Genomic DNA, 17,090 nt, shown 5'->3' with positions numbered 1-17,090 from the left:
CGACGCCAACCAGATGGGCTACGAGATCTCAGCCAAGGAGGAAGGCGCCGGCGGCAACGATCTCACGGTCGAGGTCCAGGAGGCCTCGGAGCCCGGTGAGGACAACTCGGCGTTCAAGATCGTCGTCAAGCGCGGCACCCAGGAGCTCGAGTCGTTCGACAACCTGACGACCGGGCGCGGCCGCCAGAACATCGCGACGCACGTCAACGCCAACTCCCAGTTGATCGAGATCAAGGAGGTCTCGGCCAAGGGATCGATCGACCGGCGGCCGGCGACGGGGTCCTCGGTGGATCTCTCCGGCGGGGGAGAGGCAGCGCCGCTGCCCGCCCAACTGTCGGCCGACGACTACGTCGGCGACGCCGCCGACCGCACCGGCTTCGCCGGGCTCGAGGCGATCGAGGACGTCACGATGCTGGCGGTGCCCGACCTGATGGCGGCGTACCAGCAACGCCTCATCGACCTCGAGGGCGTCCAGGCCGTCCAGCTCGCCATGATCGCCCACGCCGAGCTGATGGGCGACCGGCTCGCGATCCTCGACCCGCCGCCGGGCCTCAACGCCCAGCAGGTGAAGGAGTGGCGCGTCGACAAGGCCGGCTACGACTCGAAGCAGGCCGCGCTGTACTGGCCGTGGGTCAAGGTCTTCGATCCGGCGACCGGCCAGAACCAGTTCGTCCCGCCGGCCGGTCACATGGCCGGGATCTGGGCCCGCAGCGACGCCACCCGCGGCGTGCACAAGGCGCCCGCCAACGAGGTCGTCCGCGGTGCGATCGCGCTCGAGACGAACATCACCCGCGGCGAACACGACTCGCTCAACCCCAACGGGGTGAACGCGATCCGCTCGTTCCCCGGCCAGGGCATCCGTGTGTGGGGCGCCCGCACGCTGTCGTCCGACCCGGCGTGGCGGTACATCAACGTCAGGCGGCTCTTCAACTACCTCGAGGAGTCGATCATGGGCGGCACGCAGTGGGTCGTGTTCGAACCGAACGACTACGACCTGTGGCAGCGCATCCGCCGCACGATCTCGGCGTTCCTCGTGCTGCAGTGGCGCGACGGCGCCCTCTTCGGGCAGGCGCCGGACGAGGCCTTCTACGTCAAGTGCGACGACGAGACCAATCCGGCCGAGGCGATCGATGCCGGTCAGGTGACCTGCGAGATCGGCGTCGCTCCGGTGAAGCCGGCCGAGTTCGTCGTGTTCCGGCTCGCCCAGTTCTCCGGCGGCACCTCGATCTCGGAGTGATCGCCCAGCCCACCCCACTCATGAAGGAGCAATGCAGAGATGCCGATCGGTGAAGACGCCCTAGGTGGCTACACGTTCAAAATCGAGATCGATGGCCAGGTCATCGCCCAGTTCAAGGAGGTGAGCGGACTCGGGGCGTCGCGCGAGGTCATCGAGCACCGCGAGCTCAACCTCATGGGCAAGGAGGTGATCAAGAAGCTGCCCGGCAAGAAGTCCTGGGAGGACATCGTGTTGAAGCGCGGCGTCACCGACAGCACCGCCGTCGACGACTGGTTCGGCGAGATCCTGAAGGGCAACGTCGACGCCGCTCGCAAGAACGGGTCGATCGTGCTCTACGACTACGCCGGCGGCGAGGTGAGGCGGTACAACTTCAAGAACGCCTGGCCGAACAAGGTGTCGGTGAGCGGCCTCCAGGCCGGCAGCTCCGACATCGCCGTCGAAGAGGTCACGCTCTCCCACGAGGGCCTCGAGCCAGCGTGACATGAGCGCTCCGACCGCCGTCGACGCTGCCAGCGGGCCTGCCCCGCTGCAGACGGAGTACGCGTTCGTCCTGCCGCGCGGCCTCGTCGAGGAGGACGGCACGGTCCACCGCGACGGCGTGATGCGGCTGGCGACGGCCCGCGACGAGATCCTGCCGTTGCGCGACCCGCGGGTCCGCGAGAACGAGGCGTACCTGTCGATCGTCCTGTTGGCGCGAGTGCTCCTGCGGTTGGGCACGATCACCGAGGTCCACGCCGGCATCGTCGAGCGGCTGTTCGCGGCCGACCTGGCCTTCCTGCAGGACCTGTACCGGCGGGTCAACCAGGAGGGCCACACGTTGGCGGCGGTCACCTGTCCGTCGTGCGAGCACGACTTCCAGGTCGACGTGGCAGGTGATGTCCCGGGGGAATCGTGACGTACGCACCTGACCGACTGTTCGAAGAGGTCGCGTACGTCGCCTATCACTTCCACTGGGACTTCGACCGGATCCTCGACCTCGAACACCCGGTCCGGCATCGGTTCATCGACGAGATCGGCGCGATCAACGAGCGCATCTCGGCAGGCGGGTGACCGAACGTGGCGTGGTGGCCGTTTCGACGCCGAGCACGTCGAGTGCGGGAGCCGGATGCGGGCGGGTCCGTCGCAGCGGGATCCGCTGACGCAGCCCGGCCGGCGCCTGTCGTGCCGCCGCCGACCGGTGCCTGGCGGGAGCTGCCACCGCTCGCACCGACGTCGTCGACGTTCGAGCTGACCGCGCCGGTCCAGCGCATCTCGAACACGATCACCCCGGCGATCCCCACGCGGGTCACCGCGCCGAAGCTCGGTCACGCCCGCCGCCGGTCGGCGCCGACGGGGACGGTCCGCGGTGTGCTCCGCCCGACGAGCGCCGCCCCGTCCCGAACCGCATCGTCGCCGACGCTCCGGTACGCCCACGCGCCGGAGCCGGTGCCCCTCGACGATGCCGTACCGCTCGCTCCGGCCGCGACGGTGCAACGTCTGGCCGACGCGGGCGACCCACCTCCTCGGCGGCCGGCCGCGGAGGCCGCGCCGCAGGTCGCGCCGGCGCAGCCGCCGGCGCCTCCCGAACCCGGCCGACCCGTCGCCGCTGCGACGACCACGCCGCCGGCCGGGCCCGGCACCGTACAGCCGACCGCCGTCCCGGCTCGGCCGATGCCCGTCCGGACGCCTCCGCCGGCAGCACCATCGGCCCCGGCAGCGCCGGCCGGCCCCGCACCGGCTGCAAATCCTCCGCCGGTCGTCGCGGCTCCGACCGGCGACGAGGCCACGCCCGACGCAGCCGCCGACCCCGTGCCGGCCGCAGACCCGCCGCGGCGTACGGTCCAGCGGCTCGCCGACGAGCCGTCGCGGCCCGATGCACCCGTGCTCGGCACGCGCCGGGTCATCCGCCGCGTCGGGGCGCCCTTGGGGTCGAGGCCAGCCTCGATGGTCGATGGGACGACCGCCGGACCGGCGATGCCCGTCGCGAAGCCGGACAGCGCCGCACCAACCGCGGCACCCACAGCCGCAGCGGCGGCTGCGGCAGCCCGCCGCGACCCCCTCCCTGCGCCTGGGGCGCTGCCGGCGCGGGTGGCGCGCATGGCGGCCACGTCGTCGGGTCCTCCGCCGTCGGCGGGGATGCCACCGGACGGGCCGGCCCCCGACGGGCCGCTGCCCGACCGAGCGGCCGGAGACGGATCGGTGTCCGGCGGTCCATGGCAGGGGAGGTCGGCAGCGGGAGCGGGCCGGCGGCTCGCGGACGCACCGCTCGTGGCGTCGGCGCCGCCGATCATGCGGTTGCCGGCCGACCGTCCCGCTCTGGCCACCGTGACGCCGCCGCCCGCGGCACCGCCGCCGGTGCGAGTACGACGAGGGAGCTCGCCTCGCGTCCAGCGCGCGCCCGAGGGCGTCCCGCCGACGGTCCGCTCCGAGCTCGAGCCGGTGCTCGGGCAGCAGCTCGACGACGTCAAGGTCCATCGGGGCCCCGACGTCGGCGAGGCCGCCCAGGCGATCGACGCAAAGGCGTTCACGACCGGCGGTGAGGTCTTCATGCCCGACTGGCACGGTTCGACGTCGTCCGGCGAGGGCCGCGACATCCTCCGCCACGAGCTCACCCACGTCGCCCAACAGCGCACGCTCGGCACCGACCTGCCCGGCGAGGACACGCCGGCCGGTCGCGCGCTCGAGGCCGAGGCTCGCTCGGTCGGCGGCCAGGGACCGGCCACGTCGTCGCCGGTGAGCACTCGTCCCGTGGCGGCGCGCCACGTGACAGCGTCGCGGCGGCCCTCGGCGGGCCCCGCGCAGCGGCTCGCCGGCGTCGCGCCACCCGACCCCGTCCGACGCCTGTCACCGCCGGCCGTCGCGAGCCCGGCGCCCTCGGTCGCTGCGCCGGTCGCCGAATCATCGGCGGCTCAGCTCGCCATCGTCGCCCAGGTCCAGGCGGCCGCGGCGGGCGCCGGCGTACCCGCACATCGATCGGGCACGGCACCGGCAGGTCCTCCCGTGTCGGCCGTCGCCGGAGCCGGGGCGTCAGGGGCGCCGGGGGCGCCGGACGTGCAGCGGCTGCCCGACGCCGGGGCGACGGCCGGCCCGACGGTCTCGTCGGCGGCCACTCCGCCGCCGGCGCAACCGTCACCCGATGCCGGACGCGACCTCGACGAGCTCGCTCGCCGCCTCTACCCGAAGTTCCGGACACGGCTCCGGCACGACCTGCTCGCCGACCGGGAGCGCTCCGGTCGGCTCTTCGACACCAGGTGAGCACGATGCAGCGTCCGATCATCCTTCCGGTCCTCGTCATCCGAGTGGGCGAGCATGTCTGAGCTCGCGGTCCAGGCCGGCTTCAAGGTCACGATCGACAACTGCCCGCTCGGCACGTTCGCGAAGTGCGAGGGGCTGAAGGCCACCTACGCGGTGAAGTCGTACGAGGAGGGCGGCCAAAACGGCTACGTCCACCAGCTGCCCGGCCGGCTGTCGTACGAGAACATCACGCTGACCCGGGCGGTCAGCACCGAGTCGCTCGGTCTCGCGACGTGGTTCTCCGCCTACCAGTCGATGGTGAAGCGCTCGACGGCGAGGATCACCGTGATGGATCCGGCCGGCGAGGAGGTCGTGACGTGGAACCTGATGGGTGTGTTCCCGGTCTCGTGGTCGGCCGGTGCGCTCGACGCCGAGGCATCGGGTGCGCTCATCGAGACGCTGGTCATCGCGCACGAGGGGTTCTTCGACCTGACCATGACGGCGAACGTGGCGAGCCTGTGAGGAGTGTGCGATGGCGATCCCGATGAAGCTCGAGAAGGCCAAGCTCGTCAAGGTCGAGTCGGGCGGTGGTGGCCTGGGCGCGGCGGCCGCCTCGATGGCGGCGAGCGCCGCCACGTCGGCGGCCGGCGTCGAGGGCATGGTCCCGGTCGTGTGGAACGACTCCGAGATGAACTTCCGGTTCAACCCGACCCAGTTGACGCTCAACAAGTCGGCCGAGTTCCAGGGGCAGAACAGCCGGAGCAGCGAGGAAGGCGGGCAAGAGCAGTTCTCGAGCACCGGCACCCGCACGCTCGGGTTCACGGTGCTGTTGGACGAGTGGGAGTCCCCCCAGGGATCCGACGTCGGCGCGATGGTCGAGACGATGCAGAAGTGGCTCAACCCGGAAGAGGGCTCGGACCCGCCCGCACCGCCGCGCGCGATGTTCATCTGGGGCAAGTTCAAGTTCACCGGTCAGATCGCATCGGCCAACGCGACGTTCGATCTGTTCCGACGCGACGGGACGCCGGCGCGCGCCGAGGTGCAGGTCAGCATGAAGGAGCGGCCGGAAGGCGCCGAATCCCAGAACCCGACGTCGGGCGGTCCGCCGGGCCGCCGCTCCCACCGTGTGGTCGAGGGCGACACGCTGCCGTCGGTCGCCTATCAGCTCTTGGGCGACGCGAACCTCTGGCGGATCCTGGCCGAGATGAACTCGATCGACGACCCGGTCGCGCTGGCGCCGGGCCGGGTCATCCTCGTCCCGTCCCGACAGGACGCCAACGCCGCCCGGCGGGCGGCCGGCGAGGAGGCCGCGTGACGCGATCGCAGCTCCCGTTCGTCGGCATCGACGGCCAGGCGGTCCGCGACGAGGTCCGCCGCGAGCTGATCGAGGCGATCGTCGACGACCACGCCGTGCTGCCCGACTCGTTCGCGCTGCGCTTCCGGTTCGACGACCCCGAGCTCTGGACACGCCTGGGTGCGCGGATCGGCCAGACGCTCGAGATCAAGTCCGGCGATCTCGGGGAGTCGCCGGACGCCAGCCTGATCAAGGGCGAGATCACCGCGATCGAGGCCGTGTTCGAGGACGGCGCGCGCTACCTGGTCGTGCGCGGCTACGACGCATCCCATCGGCTGCACGCCGGGCGGCGAACCCGCTCGTTCAACAACGTGACCGACAGCGATCTCGCGCGACGGATCGCCGGCGACGCCGGCCTCGACATCGGGACGATCGACTCGTCGTCGACCGTCCACGACCACGTGAGCCAGATCAACACCACCGACTGGGACTTCCTCCGCTCGCGGGCGAAGGAGATCGGCTACCGGGTCGGTGTGCGCGACGGGCGGTTCGAGTTCACGGCGGCCGGCTCCGGCGGCGGGGGAGGCGGCGGGCTGGGCGGTGCCGTCGGCGGCGTCCTCGGCGGGGGCGGCGGCGTCGAGTTGACGGTCGGCGACCAGCTGTTGATGTTCCGGCCGCGCGTCACGGGCGCGCAGCAGGTCGGCCGTGTCGAGGCGCGCGGCTGGGACATGGCTCGCAAGGAACCCGTGACCCACGAGACCGACGCGGCGACCGAGAGCGTGTCGCTCGGGGAACGAGGCTGGTCGCCGGCCGAGCTCGCACGGGTCTTCGATTCGCCCGAGTTCCTCGCGTGCGATCTGCCGATCGCGACGTCGGCCGAGGCCCGCTCGGTCGCCGAGGCGACCGCGGAGGAGATCGCCTCGTCGTACGCCGAGGCCGAGGGCACCGCCGAGGGCAACCCGCGCCTCGTCACCGGTGGGACCGTGGCGATCGCCGGGGCCGGCCCCTTCGACGGTGACTACGTGGTGTCGCACACGCGCCACCGGTTCGACGAGGACGGCTACCACACCGACTTCGAGGTGGCCGGCCGGCAGGAGCGGTCGCTGCTCGGGCTGGCCAGCCTCGGCGAGACCGGCACCGGGGCGCCGCCGATCAACGGCGCCGTCGTGGCGATCGTGACGAACGCGCAGGACCCCGAGAAGCTCGGGCGCGTCAAGTTGCGGTTCCCGTGGCTGTCCGACGACTACGAGAGCGACTGGGCGCGCGTGACGTTCCCGGGTGCGGGACCGGACCGCGGCTTCTTCGTCGTGCCCGAGGTCGACGACGAGGTGCTCGTGCTCTTCGAGCGCGGCGACATGCGCCGCCCGTACGTGCTCGGCGGTCTGTACAACGGCGTCGACGCACCGCCCGCCGTCGACTACTGCGACAGCGCCGACGGCGCGGTCAAGATCCGCCGCTGGATGAGCCGCGGCGGTCACGAGATCTCGATCAGCGACTACGACGACGAGAACTCGATCTTCATCAAGACCGCGGACAACGAGTACGGGATCGTGATCTCGAAGGCCGACGAGCACATCTACGTCAAGAGCAACGGCAAGGTCGTGCTCGAGGGCCCCAACGGCATCGAGCTGAAGGGCGGCGACGTGACGATCTCGGGCGGCACGATCAAGCTCGACGCGTCGAGCACGCTCGAGATGAAGGGCGCCAACGCCAAGCTCGAGGGTTCGGGGCAGACCGAGGTCAAGGGAGGTGTCGTCAAGATCAACTGACTTGACGACGAGGAGGAGCGATGGGAAGTCCGGCAGCAGTCCAAGGCGATCTGATCACGGCGACGTGCACGACGCACCAGGTGCCCAACCCGTCGTCGGGCGCGCCGCAACCGGGGCCGCCGATGCCGTTCAGTGCCGGCGTCGAGCTGGGCCTCGAACCCACCGTGCTGATCGGCAACAAACCGGCCGTCGTCGTCGGGTCGACCGGGCTCAACAAGCCCCCGCACGTCGGGCTCCACGCCACGGATCCCCATGCGGTGCCCAACACCCAGATCGGCGCGGTCGTCGAGGGGAGCCCGACGGTGCTGTTCGGCGGCAAGCCGGCCGGCCGCACCGGCTCGAAGTGCACGGTCTGCTTCGGCGTGACCGGCACCCTGACCGGCACCGCTGCGACGGTGCAGATCGCGTGAGGAGGTGAGGCGATGAGCGACACATTCGTCGGCCGCGGGTGGGCGTTCCCGATGCGCATCGACGCATCGGGCGGGATCGCGATGGTCTCCGACGACCGCGAGATCGAGGAGTCGATCCGACTCATCCTCGGCACAGCTCTCGGTGAGCGGCCGATGCGTCCCGAGTTCGGATGCCGCATTCATCAGCACGTGTTCGGATCGGCCGACGCCACGACGGCGGGCCTGATCGCCTACGAGGTCCGTGCCTCGCTGCGGCGCTGGGAGCCGCGGATCGACGTCACCGACGTCGACGTCGGCTTCGACGACGACCGGCCGAGCATCGTGTACATCGACATCGCCTACCGGATCCGCTCGACCAACGACCCGCGCAACCTCGTCTTCCCGTTCTACTCGATCCCCGGAGAGGAGTGACGATGGCACTACCTGCGCCCCGACTCGACGACCGGTCGTTCCAGGACCTCGTCGACGACGCCAAGCGGCTCGTGCAGCGGCGCTGCCCCGAGTGGACCGACCACAACGTGTCCGACCCCGGCGTCACGCTGATCGAGACGTTCGCATGGATGACCGACCTGCTGCTCTACCGGTTGAACCGCGTGCCCGACCGGCACTTCGTGAAGTTCCTCGAGCTGATCGGCGTGCAGCTGTTCCCGCCGACGGCCGCCAACGTCGAGGTGACGTTCTGGCTGTCCGCGCCCGCCGACCAGCGGCTGACGATCCACGAGCAGACCGAGGTCGCCACGCTGCGCACGCCCGACGAGGAGCCGGTCGAATTCGCGACCACCGCCGACCTCCACATCACGCCCACCTCCGTCGCCAACGTCGCCAGCGCGCCCGCGAGCGACGGCGTGGTCCGGCTGCACGACGAAGCGCTCGCCGGCCGCCAGCCGTTCTTCTGCTTCGCGGAGCCACCCGCCGTCGGCGACGTGTTCCTGATCGGCCTGGACGTCGCCGCACCTCGGCACGTCGTGACGTTGCGCTTCGACTGCGACATCGAGGGCATCGGCGTCGATCCGTCGTCACCGCCGCTCGTGTGGGAGGCGTGGACCGGCAGCGACTGGGAGCGTTGCGACCTCGAGCGGGACACGACCGGCGGCCTGAACCGTCCCGGCGACGTCGTGATCCACATCCCGGGCGGCCACGAGGTGACCGTCATCGAGGGCAACCCGGCCGGTTGGCTCCGGGGCCGCGTCGTCGAGTCCCAATACGGTCAGCCCGAGTACTCGGCGTCGCCGCGGATCCTGGCGCTCGAGGCGTTCACGATCGGCGGCGACGCCGACGCAGTCCATGCCACCACGATCGACGAGGAGACGATCGGCGTCTCGGAGGGCGTCCCCGGGCAGCGGTTCCGCCTACAGCGCGCGCCCGTGGTCCCCGGGCAGGACGTGGTGGTGGAGGTGTCCGGCGACGACGGCTGGAGCGACTGGCAGGCCGTGACCGACTTCGCGGACTCCGACCCCGACGATCGTCACTTCCTGCTCGACGCGACCGCCGGCGAGATCGTGTTCGGGCCCGCCGTGCGGCTCCCCGACGGTTCGATGCGGAACTACGGCGGCGTCCCCGCGAAGGGGGCGACGATCCGGGTCGATCGTTATCGCACCGGTGGCGGCCGCCACGCCAACGTGGCCGCCGGCGCGATCAGCGTGTTGCGCACCCCGATCCCGACCGTGAGCCGGGTGGTCAACCGGCGGTCGGCGGTCGGCGGCATCGACGGCGAGGATCTCGAGAACGCGAAGACCCGGGGCCCGATCATGCTGCGCACCCGGAACCGGGCGGTGACGATCGAGGACTACGAGCAGCTGGCGCGCACGGCTGCGCCCGAGATCGTCCGCGTCCGCGGCGTGGCTGCGGAGGACGACGCCGGCTCCGGGGTGCGGATCCTGGTCGTGCCGGCCGTCGCAGACGATGCGACCGGCAGGCTGCGGTTCGAGCAGCTGATCCCCGAGGAGGACTCGCTCCGCCGGATCGCCGAACACCTCGAGCAGCGCCGCACGATCGGCGCACGTGTTGTGGTCGAGCCACCGCGCTACCAGGGCGTCACCGTCGTCGCGAGGGTGCGGGCGCGCCGCCGCTTCGCCCCCGACGCGCTCCGCGACGACTGCCTCCGCGCGCTGTACGACTACTTCCATCCGACCCGTGGTGGCCCGGACGGCGACGGGTGGCCGTTCGGCCGGCCGATCCACGTCGGCGAGGTGTACTCGGTGCTGCAGCGGCTCCCGGGCACCGACATCATCGAGGACGCCCGCCTGTTCGCCGCCGATCCCGTGACCGGCGAGCGCGGCGACGACGTCCAGCGGTTGGTCCTCGATGACCACGCCCTGGCGTTCAGCTACGAGCACCAGGTGATGGTGGTGGACTGAGATGGGGGCGAACGAGCGCACGGTGCCGCTGGGCACCGCTCGGGGAGCGTCCGGGCCGTGAGCGACCGCCGAGCCGTCCCGGGCCTCGGTGTGCGGACGCGGCTGGGAGCGACGCTCCCGGCGATGTTCCACGACGACGACCTCGCGCAGCGGTGGTGCGACGGGCTCGACGAGGTGCTCGCCCCGGTGCCCGCAACACTCGACAGCTTCTGGTCCTATCTCGACCCGATGCTCGCCCCCGACGACTTCGTCGAGTGGCTGGCGGGATGGGTCGGGCTCGAGGTCGACCAGACCTGGGACGATCGACGCCGCCGCGAGCTCGTCGCCAGCGCCCACAGCCTGTTCGACGCCCGCGGCACCGTCGAGGGTCTCGCCGACGTCGTGGAGCTCTACGTCGGTGCTCGCCCCGAGATCGAGGAGGGTGGCGGCGCAACGTGGTCCCCCGTCCCCGACAGCGCATTGCCGGGGGACGGCGCCGCGCCCGTGGTGGTGCGCGTCGCGGTCGAGGATCCCGAGCAGGTCGACGCCGCCCGGCTCGAGCGGCTGGTCGCAGCGAACCGCCCCGCCCACATCCTCTATCGTGTCGAGATCACGACGGCGGCCGGCCCGGAGGCCGCCGCCTCGCCGTCAGGTCTCGCTCCTCCACCGGTCCCGACCGACGGCGAGGCGACGACGCCAGATGCCGAGGCCGGGCCCGGCGCCGAGGAGGACACCGAATGATCGTCTGTCGCGAGTGCGGCACGCAGAACGACGACGACGATCAGTTCTGCGGCGGCTGTCCGGCGTTCCTCGAGTGGTCCGGCGAGCACGTTCCCGAGGACACTCCCGTCGAGGCCGCCGTCGAGGAGCCCGAACGAGCGGGAATCGTCACGCGCATCAAGCACGCGATCTCGGGCGACGAGCTGCCGCCGCCCGCCACCACCGATCGTGCTGCCGGCGCGCCGCTCGCCGCGCCGGCCCCCGGCTCGGCGGCGCCGGCACCGTCCGGCGCCCCACCGGGCGACGACCGCGCCGCGGCGCTCGTCGCGCACCCGCTGCCGGACGAGCCCGGTCCGTCGGACGACCGCCCGCCCCCGGGCACCGGCGCGCGGCCTCCCGCCGCACAGGTGCCCCAAGCGGCGAAACCGCGCCCGAAGGTCCAACGGCAACCACCGAGCCGCCGCATCAACCCGGGCGATCTCGTGTGCGGGCAGTGCGGCGAGGGCAACACGCCCGAGCGCAAGTTCTGCCGCCGGTGCGGCAACTCGCTGGTCGAGGCCGAGGTCGTCAAGCGGCCGTGGTATCGCCGCTGGATCCCGCAGCGGAAGCCGAAGCAGACGCTGCGGGCCGGCGCGCGGCCCGAACGCGGTACGGGGCGCGACGCCGCCCGCCAGGCGCGCATCTTCCGGGGCAAGGTGCTCGGCAAGATCGGCAACGTCAAGCGCCTGATGGCGCTGCTGGCGGTCGTCGGCATCGGCGTCGGCTTCGCGATCCCGAGCGCCCGCAACGCGATCCTCGACGGGGGCGGCGACTTCGCCGGCCGGGTCCGGCGCATCGTCAGCCCGACCTACAGCAACATCCCGATCGACCCGGCGCGCGTGTCGAGCTCGAGCAACAGCCCGGACACCGAGGCCGCCGACGTCACCGACGGCAACACGCTCACGTTCTGGCTGGCAGCGCCCGACGACCCGAGCGCGTCGGTGACGGTGACGTTCGTCGAGACCACCGATGTGAAGCACGTCCTGGTGCATCCCGGTCAGCAGGAGTCCGGCGGCAAGGTCGTGCGACCCGACCCGCGGCCGCGAGAGCTGCTCTTCCGCGTCACCGACGACACCGGCACGATCATCGAGGTCGCCGCCCAGATCGCCGACGAGGACGGCTTCCAGACGGTCGACCTCGACGTCGACGCCGCGGTGAGCGTGGAGACCGTCGTCGTGAACTGCTTCCCGGACCCGGTCATCGAGGTGTGCCCGATCACCGAGCTCGAGTTCCAGTCGCAGGACTGATCGCTCAGGACGTACCGACCGGCGACGGCTCGACGCCGAGCTCGCGCAGCGCGGCGTCGTACGAACGGCGCAGCCGCTCGACGGCGCCAGAGTCGCCGCGCGCTGCGTGTGCGTCGATCGCGAGGCGCCACAGCGCGTCGTCGAAGCGATCGACCTCGAGGCCGCGATCGGCGAGATCGATCGCGGCGGCGACGTCGGTCGGCAGTGCCGCCGTCGCCGCCACGCACGCCGCCCTCGCCACCGCGAGGCGGAGACGTTCCCGCTCGCCGACGACCCAGTCGACGGCACCCACACCCGGGAGCAGCTCGCCACCGAACCGGCGCAGCGCCTCGTCGGCCGCTGCGACCAGCTCGGTCACCGAGGACGCCGACTCGGCGGCCCGCAGCGCACTTTCGAGCTCGACGAGGTCGCACCGCCCGCCCGACGGGTCGTCGAGCACGTAGCCGCCGTCGGCGTGCTCGATCCGGATCGGCGACCCGGCGTCGTCGAGCGCACGTCGGATCGACGAGATGCACACCTGCAGGCTCCGGACGGCAGCTCCTTCGTCCTGATCGGTCCAGAGGTCGGCGACGAGCCGGTCGCGGTGGACGACACGGCCGGACTCGAGGGCGAGCCGCTGCAGGACCGCACGCGCCCGCGGGCGGAGCGCCTTCAGATCGGCCTCCTCGCCGGGGCGACCAACAGCGAAGTCGCCGAGGCAGCGGATCGAGACCGCGGCGTCGTGATCGGGGGCCGACCGGTCGTGCTGCGGGCGCAGCGTCCGCACGAGATCGACGAACGTGCCACGCAGGCCGAGTCGCCGCATCAGCCGGTCGGCGTACTCGCGGTGCTCGCCGGCCGGGGACCCGCCGGCCTGGGCCAGCCCGGCATGCGCCGCCGCGACGAGGGCGAGTGTCTGGTGCCGCTCGGCGATCTCGAGCGCGGCGGCGAAGTGATCGCTGGCAGTGCGGTCGTCGTCTGCGGCCACGCCGGCGCACAGCCGTGCGAACGCCGCCCCCCACGGGTCGCCTTCCTCGTGGCACCGATCGGCGACCCGCGCCGCCTCGGCGTCGCCGTCGGCGACCATCGTGATCGCCAGCATCGCCCGGGCGAACCGCGCCAGCCACGCGCTCTCGAGGCTGCCGACGAGGCGGTCGATGACGGCGATCGTCGCGCCGGCGTCGGGTGGTCCGTCGAGGAGCCGTGTGGCCTGCCGCCCCAGCCGCCCCGCGTGGATCGCCCAGTCGGGAAGCTGCTCGTGCAAGAGGGCGCCGTCGAAGCTCGCCGCGGCCTCGTGGAGCCGGCCGGTCAGCAGGTGCAGGATCCCGGCTGCGACCGAACCCTGCGGGGTGTTCGAGGCGCCGAGCTGCGCGGCTGCGCCGACGGGGTCGCTGCGCAGTCCACGCCGCAGCGTCCCGAGCCAGCCGTCGGGATCGGTGGCGATGGGGTCGAGGAAGCTCTCGAGCGCGAGGCGCTCCCGTCGACACTCGACGCCGAGGCCGGGATCGTTGCTGAGCGATTCGGCGGTGGCGAAGTGATCGCGGGCGCGGTGGAACCTGCCGGCGGCGAGCTCGGCCCGCGCGAGCGCGAGTGCGATCCACGGGTCGGTGTCGATCTGGGGTCCGGTCAAGGTGTCGAGCCACCCGTGCGTACCACCGAAGCGCTCGCCGCTCGCCCGCCCGGCGAGCCGCGAGACGTCGTCCCACCGGCCGGCGCGGGCGTAGCAGCGCAGGGCCTCGCCCGGGTGCCCGGCGCCGTCGAGCAGGTCGCCGGCCCGCACGAAGCGCTCGTGCAGCTCGAACTCGGTCGTCTGCGTCGCGAGCTCGGCCTCGAGATGGGAGCGCAGCACCTCGTGGTAGCGGAAGGTCGTCTCGTCGAGGCGGATGACGAACAGACCGAGCTCGTCGAGGTCGTCGAGGACGGCAGCGCTCCCGCTCCGTTCGAGGAACGCATCGGCGAGCCCGCCGTCGAGCACGCCCAGGATCGAGCTGTGGAGGAGGAAGTGCCGGAGCTCCTCGGTCAGGCCGGCGAGCACGTTGCGGGCGAGGTACCGGCGAGCCAGGGTCGACCGGGACGATGCCGAGTCGATCAGCCGCCGCTGCTCGGGCGGGGGCTTGTCGCGGACCGCGAGGTGGAACAGCTGGAATCCCGCCGCCCATCCGTCGACGCGACGCGTGAGCCGCGCGACGTCGTCGGGACGGAGGAGCAGCCCGTACGTGGTGTCGAGGAGCTCTTCGGCCTCCCACGTACGGAACCGGAGATCGTTCGACGTGATCTCGCGCACCTCACCCGAGAGCTGCCATCTCGACGTGTCGAAGTGGGGCTCGCGGCGGCTGGCGATGGCCATGTGCACGTGGCTCGGGAGCCCGGCGACCAGCTCGCCCAACAGCGATTCGGCGGGCTGGCCCGAGATGGTGTGCAGGTCGTCGATCACGATCACGATCTCGCGGTCCGGCGCCGTCTCGAGCGCACGGATGACGTCGTCGTGCGTGGTCCACGTCCCGGTGTCGGGCCCGTCGAGGACGCGCTCCAGCGCCGCTTGCAGGCATGCGAGGAACACCTCTCGGCGAGCATCGAACGTGTCGACCGTGTACCAGGCGACGGTCGCCTCGGTGGCGTCGCAGAAGTGGGCGAGGGCCGTCGACTTGCCCGAGCCCGCAGGTGCCGTGACGACCGTCAGGCGTCGATCGAGGATCTGCGACAGCAGCACGTCGAGCCGCTCTCGCCGCATGCCGCGCGACGGAGGCCGCTGGATCCTCGAATCGATCACCGCCGGCATCGTCACCTCCCTCGTGACAGGTCATCGACCGTACCACCGGCGCCGCCGCCGGTCGTCGGGAAATCGGCACCGTGGAGGCCCGGGAGGCTCGCCGACCTGAGGGGGTAGTCTGGCGGGCATGACCGAACCCACGCCGTCAGCGCTCGAAGGGGGCTTCGACCCCCGCAGCGACGTCTTCAACCGCCTCCTCAAGAACCGGGTCGTGATGCTGGGTTCCGACGTGAACGACGACATCGCCAACCAGATCTGCGCGCAGCTGCTCTACCTCGAAGGTGAGGATCCGGCGGCCGACATCTGGCTGTACGTCAACAGCCCGGGCGGGTCGGTCACCGCGGGGATGGCGATCTACGACACGATGCAGTTCGTCGGTTGCGACGTGGCGACCGTGTGCCTCGGGTTGGCGGCGTCGATGGGCCAGTTCCTGCTCACCGCCGGCGCATCGGGCAAGCGGTACACGCTGCCGAATGCCCGCATCATGATGCACCAGCCACTCGCCGGGCTCCGCGGCCAGGCCGCCGACATCGCCATCCAGGCCGAGCAGCTGCGGTACACGAAGCAGCGCATGGCCGAGCTCATCGCCGAACACTCCGGTCAGGCGCTCGAGCAGATCCAGGAGGACTCCGAGCGCGACCGCTGGTTCACCGCCGAGCAGGCGAAGGACTACGGCCTCGTCGACTCCGTCATCCTCCGCCGCGGCGAGATCGTCTGAGTCGGGCCGAGGCCGCCGATCGCGGCGTTGCGCCTCGTCGCTCGCTGACCGAAGTCAGCTCTGACTCGTCGCGCCGTGCGCTCACCGGGCCTCGATCCCGACTCAGGAACCGGACTCGCAGCCTCTCGCCGACGGCGTCCTCGGGGCGCAACCGTTGTTCCGTGAGGATCGCTACTCGTCCTCGGCGGGCGACTGGGTGTCCTGTTCGCGCCTACTCGTCGTCGGCGGGTTCTTCGTCCTCGTCGTCGTCCGCGACCGTGGTGGTCGTCACTTGGGCGGGTGAGGGTTCCTGGGGGGCGATGGTGGTGATGGGGATGTCGAGGCCGCAGTTCTCGTCGAGCCACTGCTTGACCTTGAACGCCGACGGTTCGGTGGCGTAGGCGGTCATCGCGACCAGCTGTTCGGACTCGGGGTCGCCGGGGACGACTGTCGCAGCCGTCTCGAGGCTGACGACGAGGTCGTCCCACTCCTCGGCGATGGCGATCGGGGCCAGCTGTCCCATCAGACGGTAGAAGTCGAGCGTTGCCTCGAGCTCGGCCTCGTCGCCCAATGGGGGAGCGACGATCGTGTCCCGCTGCGCGATCGCCTCGCCGCAGAACCGCTCGGCGTCGCTGCGGACCCCGTCGTCGCCACAGGCGGCGAGCGACCCGAGTAGGGCGAGCGCGGCGAAGGTGGTGGCGAGGGGGCGGCCGATCACCGAACGAGTGTGCCACGGTGCCCGCGATCATCACGGCCATCTCCGCCGGCGGCCGCCGCCCGCGCCGACTGTCACACCCGGTCGATATGGTGATGATCACTGTCGAGGGGGCAGCACCTCCCTCCCACACCGTCAGCGCATCGCGCTGGTCGATCTGGGAGGTCGAAGTGATAGCAGCCATTCCGTCCGCGACGATCCTCGGGGCGCGTGGCCATCCCGTCACGGTCGAGGTGCACGTCGGCAGAGGGGTCCCCGGGTTCACCATGCTCGGCCTTCCCGACGAGTCGTGCCGCGAGGCCCGTGACCGCGTGCGCGCCGCCATCACCAGCAGCGGCATCGGCTGGCCCGACAAGAAGATCACCGTCAACCTGGCGCCGCCCCACTACCGCAAGGCCGGGTCCGGGCTCGACGTGGCGATCGCGGTCGGGGTCCTGGTCGCGCTCGGGGCCATCCCGGCCGACGCCGTCGAGGGGCTCGCGTTCGCCGGCGAGCTGGGCCTCGACGGGTCGATCCGCAAGGTGCCCGGCGTGGCGCCCATGGTCGGGGTCCGGCCGCACCACGACTGGGTGGTCCCGACGGCCGCCGTCCCCGAAGCGCGGGCCGTCGGGCACGGGTCGATCCGCTCGATCGATCGGCTCGACCAGCTCGTCGAGGCGCTCAC

17 protein-coding genes are annotated in these 17,090 nt (G+C 71.8%); 15 read left to right on the top strand and 2 right to left on the bottom strand.

Annotated elements, in window-relative coordinates; all coding sequences use genetic code 11:
• The 13 genes from QNJ12_RS17840 to QNJ12_RS17780 all read left to right on the top strand — a co-directional run.
• The coding region (locus QNJ12_RS17840) for a phage tail sheath subtilisin-like domain-containing protein (protein ID WP_300624650.1) at positions 1–1,237 on the top strand (1,237 nt) is incomplete at its 5' end.
• Between the two features lie 39 nt (positions 1,238–1,276).
• Positions 1,277–1,717, top strand: a complete 441-nt coding sequence (locus QNJ12_RS17835) for a phage tail protein (protein ID WP_300624648.1) — start codon at positions 1,277–1,279, stop codon at positions 1,715–1,717.
• Between the two features lies 1 nt (position 1,718).
• Positions 1,719–2,132 carry a hypothetical protein gene (locus tag QNJ12_RS17830; RefSeq protein WP_300624647.1) on the top strand — a complete coding sequence of 138 codons (414 nt, stop codon included), beginning with the start codon at positions 1,719–1,721 and terminating at the stop codon, positions 2,130–2,132.
• Positions 2,129–2,287: a DUF6760 family protein gene (locus QNJ12_RS17825; protein ID WP_300624645.1), complete on the top strand. Its 159-nt coding sequence runs from the start codon at positions 2,129–2,131 to the stop codon at positions 2,285–2,287. The genes QNJ12_RS17830 and QNJ12_RS17825 overlap by 4 nt, the downstream gene beginning before the upstream one ends.
• 600 nt (positions 2,288–2,887) lie before the next feature.
• Complete coding sequence (locus QNJ12_RS23785) at positions 2,888–4,471, top strand: DUF4157 domain-containing protein (protein ID WP_367281809.1); 1,584 nt, start codon at positions 2,888–2,890, stop codon at positions 4,469–4,471.
• A 54-nt stretch (positions 4,472–4,525) separates the two neighbouring features.
• Positions 4,526–4,972 carry a phage tail protein gene (locus QNJ12_RS17815; RefSeq protein ID WP_300624643.1) on the top strand — a complete coding sequence of 149 codons (447 nt, stop codon included), beginning with the start codon at positions 4,526–4,528 and terminating at the stop codon, positions 4,970–4,972.
• Positions 4,973–4,982: 10 nt separating this feature from the next.
• Positions 4,983–5,765: a LysM peptidoglycan-binding domain-containing protein gene (locus QNJ12_RS17810; RefSeq protein WP_300624641.1), complete on the top strand. Its 783-nt coding sequence runs from the start codon at positions 4,983–4,985 to the stop codon at positions 5,763–5,765.
• Positions 5,762–7,513: a VgrG-related protein gene (locus tag QNJ12_RS17805; protein ID WP_300624640.1), complete on the top strand. Its 1,752-nt coding sequence runs from the start codon at positions 5,762–5,764 to the stop codon at positions 7,511–7,513. The genes QNJ12_RS17810 and QNJ12_RS17805 overlap by 4 nt, the downstream gene beginning before the upstream one ends.
• A 20-nt stretch (positions 7,514–7,533) precedes the next feature.
• Positions 7,534–7,923 carry a PAAR domain-containing protein gene (locus QNJ12_RS17800; RefSeq protein ID WP_300624638.1) on the top strand — a complete coding sequence of 130 codons (390 nt, stop codon included), beginning with the start codon at positions 7,534–7,536 and terminating at the stop codon, positions 7,921–7,923.
• A 12-nt stretch (positions 7,924–7,935) separates the two neighbouring features.
• Positions 7,936–8,334 carry a GPW/gp25 family protein gene (locus tag QNJ12_RS17795; protein WP_300624637.1) on the top strand — a complete coding sequence of 133 codons (399 nt, stop codon included), beginning with the start codon at positions 7,936–7,938 and terminating at the stop codon, positions 8,332–8,334.
• Positions 8,335–8,336: 2 nt separating this feature from the next.
• On the top strand, positions 8,337–10,280 hold the full coding sequence (locus QNJ12_RS17790; protein WP_300624635.1) for a putative baseplate assembly protein: 1,944 nt from the start codon (positions 8,337–8,339) through the stop codon (positions 10,278–10,280).
• A 57-nt stretch (positions 10,281–10,337) separates the two neighbouring features.
• Positions 10,338–11,000 (top strand): phage tail protein, encoded by a 663-nt coding sequence (locus QNJ12_RS17785; RefSeq protein WP_300624633.1) that lies wholly within the window; start codon positions 10,338–10,340, stop codon positions 10,998–11,000.
• Positions 10,997–12,265 carry a hypothetical protein gene (locus QNJ12_RS17780; RefSeq protein ID WP_300624631.1) on the top strand — a complete coding sequence of 423 codons (1,269 nt, stop codon included), beginning with the start codon at positions 10,997–10,999 and terminating at the stop codon, positions 12,263–12,265. Before QNJ12_RS17785 ends, QNJ12_RS17780 begins: the two co-directional genes overlap by 4 nt.
• Positions 12,266–12,269: 4 nt before the next feature.
• Here the strand turns inward: QNJ12_RS17780 and QNJ12_RS17775 are convergent, their stop codons facing one another.
• Positions 12,270–15,014, bottom strand: coding sequence for a winged helix-turn-helix domain-containing protein (locus QNJ12_RS17775; protein ID WP_300624629.1), 2,745 nt, complete (start codon positions 15,012–15,014; stop codon positions 12,270–12,272).
• A gap of 127 nt (positions 15,015–15,141) precedes the next feature.
• Between QNJ12_RS17775 and QNJ12_RS17770 the strand changes: the two genes are divergently transcribed.
• Positions 15,142–15,732 (top strand): ATP-dependent Clp protease proteolytic subunit, encoded by a 591-nt coding sequence (locus QNJ12_RS17770; RefSeq protein ID WP_300624627.1) that lies wholly within the window; start codon positions 15,142–15,144, stop codon positions 15,730–15,732.
• Positions 15,733–15,943: 211 nt separating this feature from the next.
• Here the strand turns inward: QNJ12_RS17770 and QNJ12_RS17765 are convergent, their stop codons facing one another.
• Positions 15,944–16,429 (bottom strand): hypothetical protein, encoded by a 486-nt coding sequence (locus QNJ12_RS17765; protein WP_300624625.1) that lies wholly within the window; start codon positions 16,427–16,429, stop codon positions 15,944–15,946.
• Between the two features lie 92 nt (positions 16,430–16,521).
• Here QNJ12_RS17765 and QNJ12_RS17760 point away from each other — a divergent pair.
• Positions 16,522–17,090 (top strand): magnesium chelatase domain-containing protein (locus tag QNJ12_RS17760; protein WP_300624623.1); only part of this gene is annotated, 569 nt, incomplete at its 3' end.

The organism is Ilumatobacter sp., assembly GCF_030065885.1.
Lineage (GTDB): Bacteria > Actinomycetota > Acidimicrobiia > Acidimicrobiales > Ilumatobacteraceae > Ilumatobacter.
The sequence above is the reverse complement of the archived record's forward strand: the minus strand, read 5'-3'. Positions and strand labels throughout refer to the sequence as shown.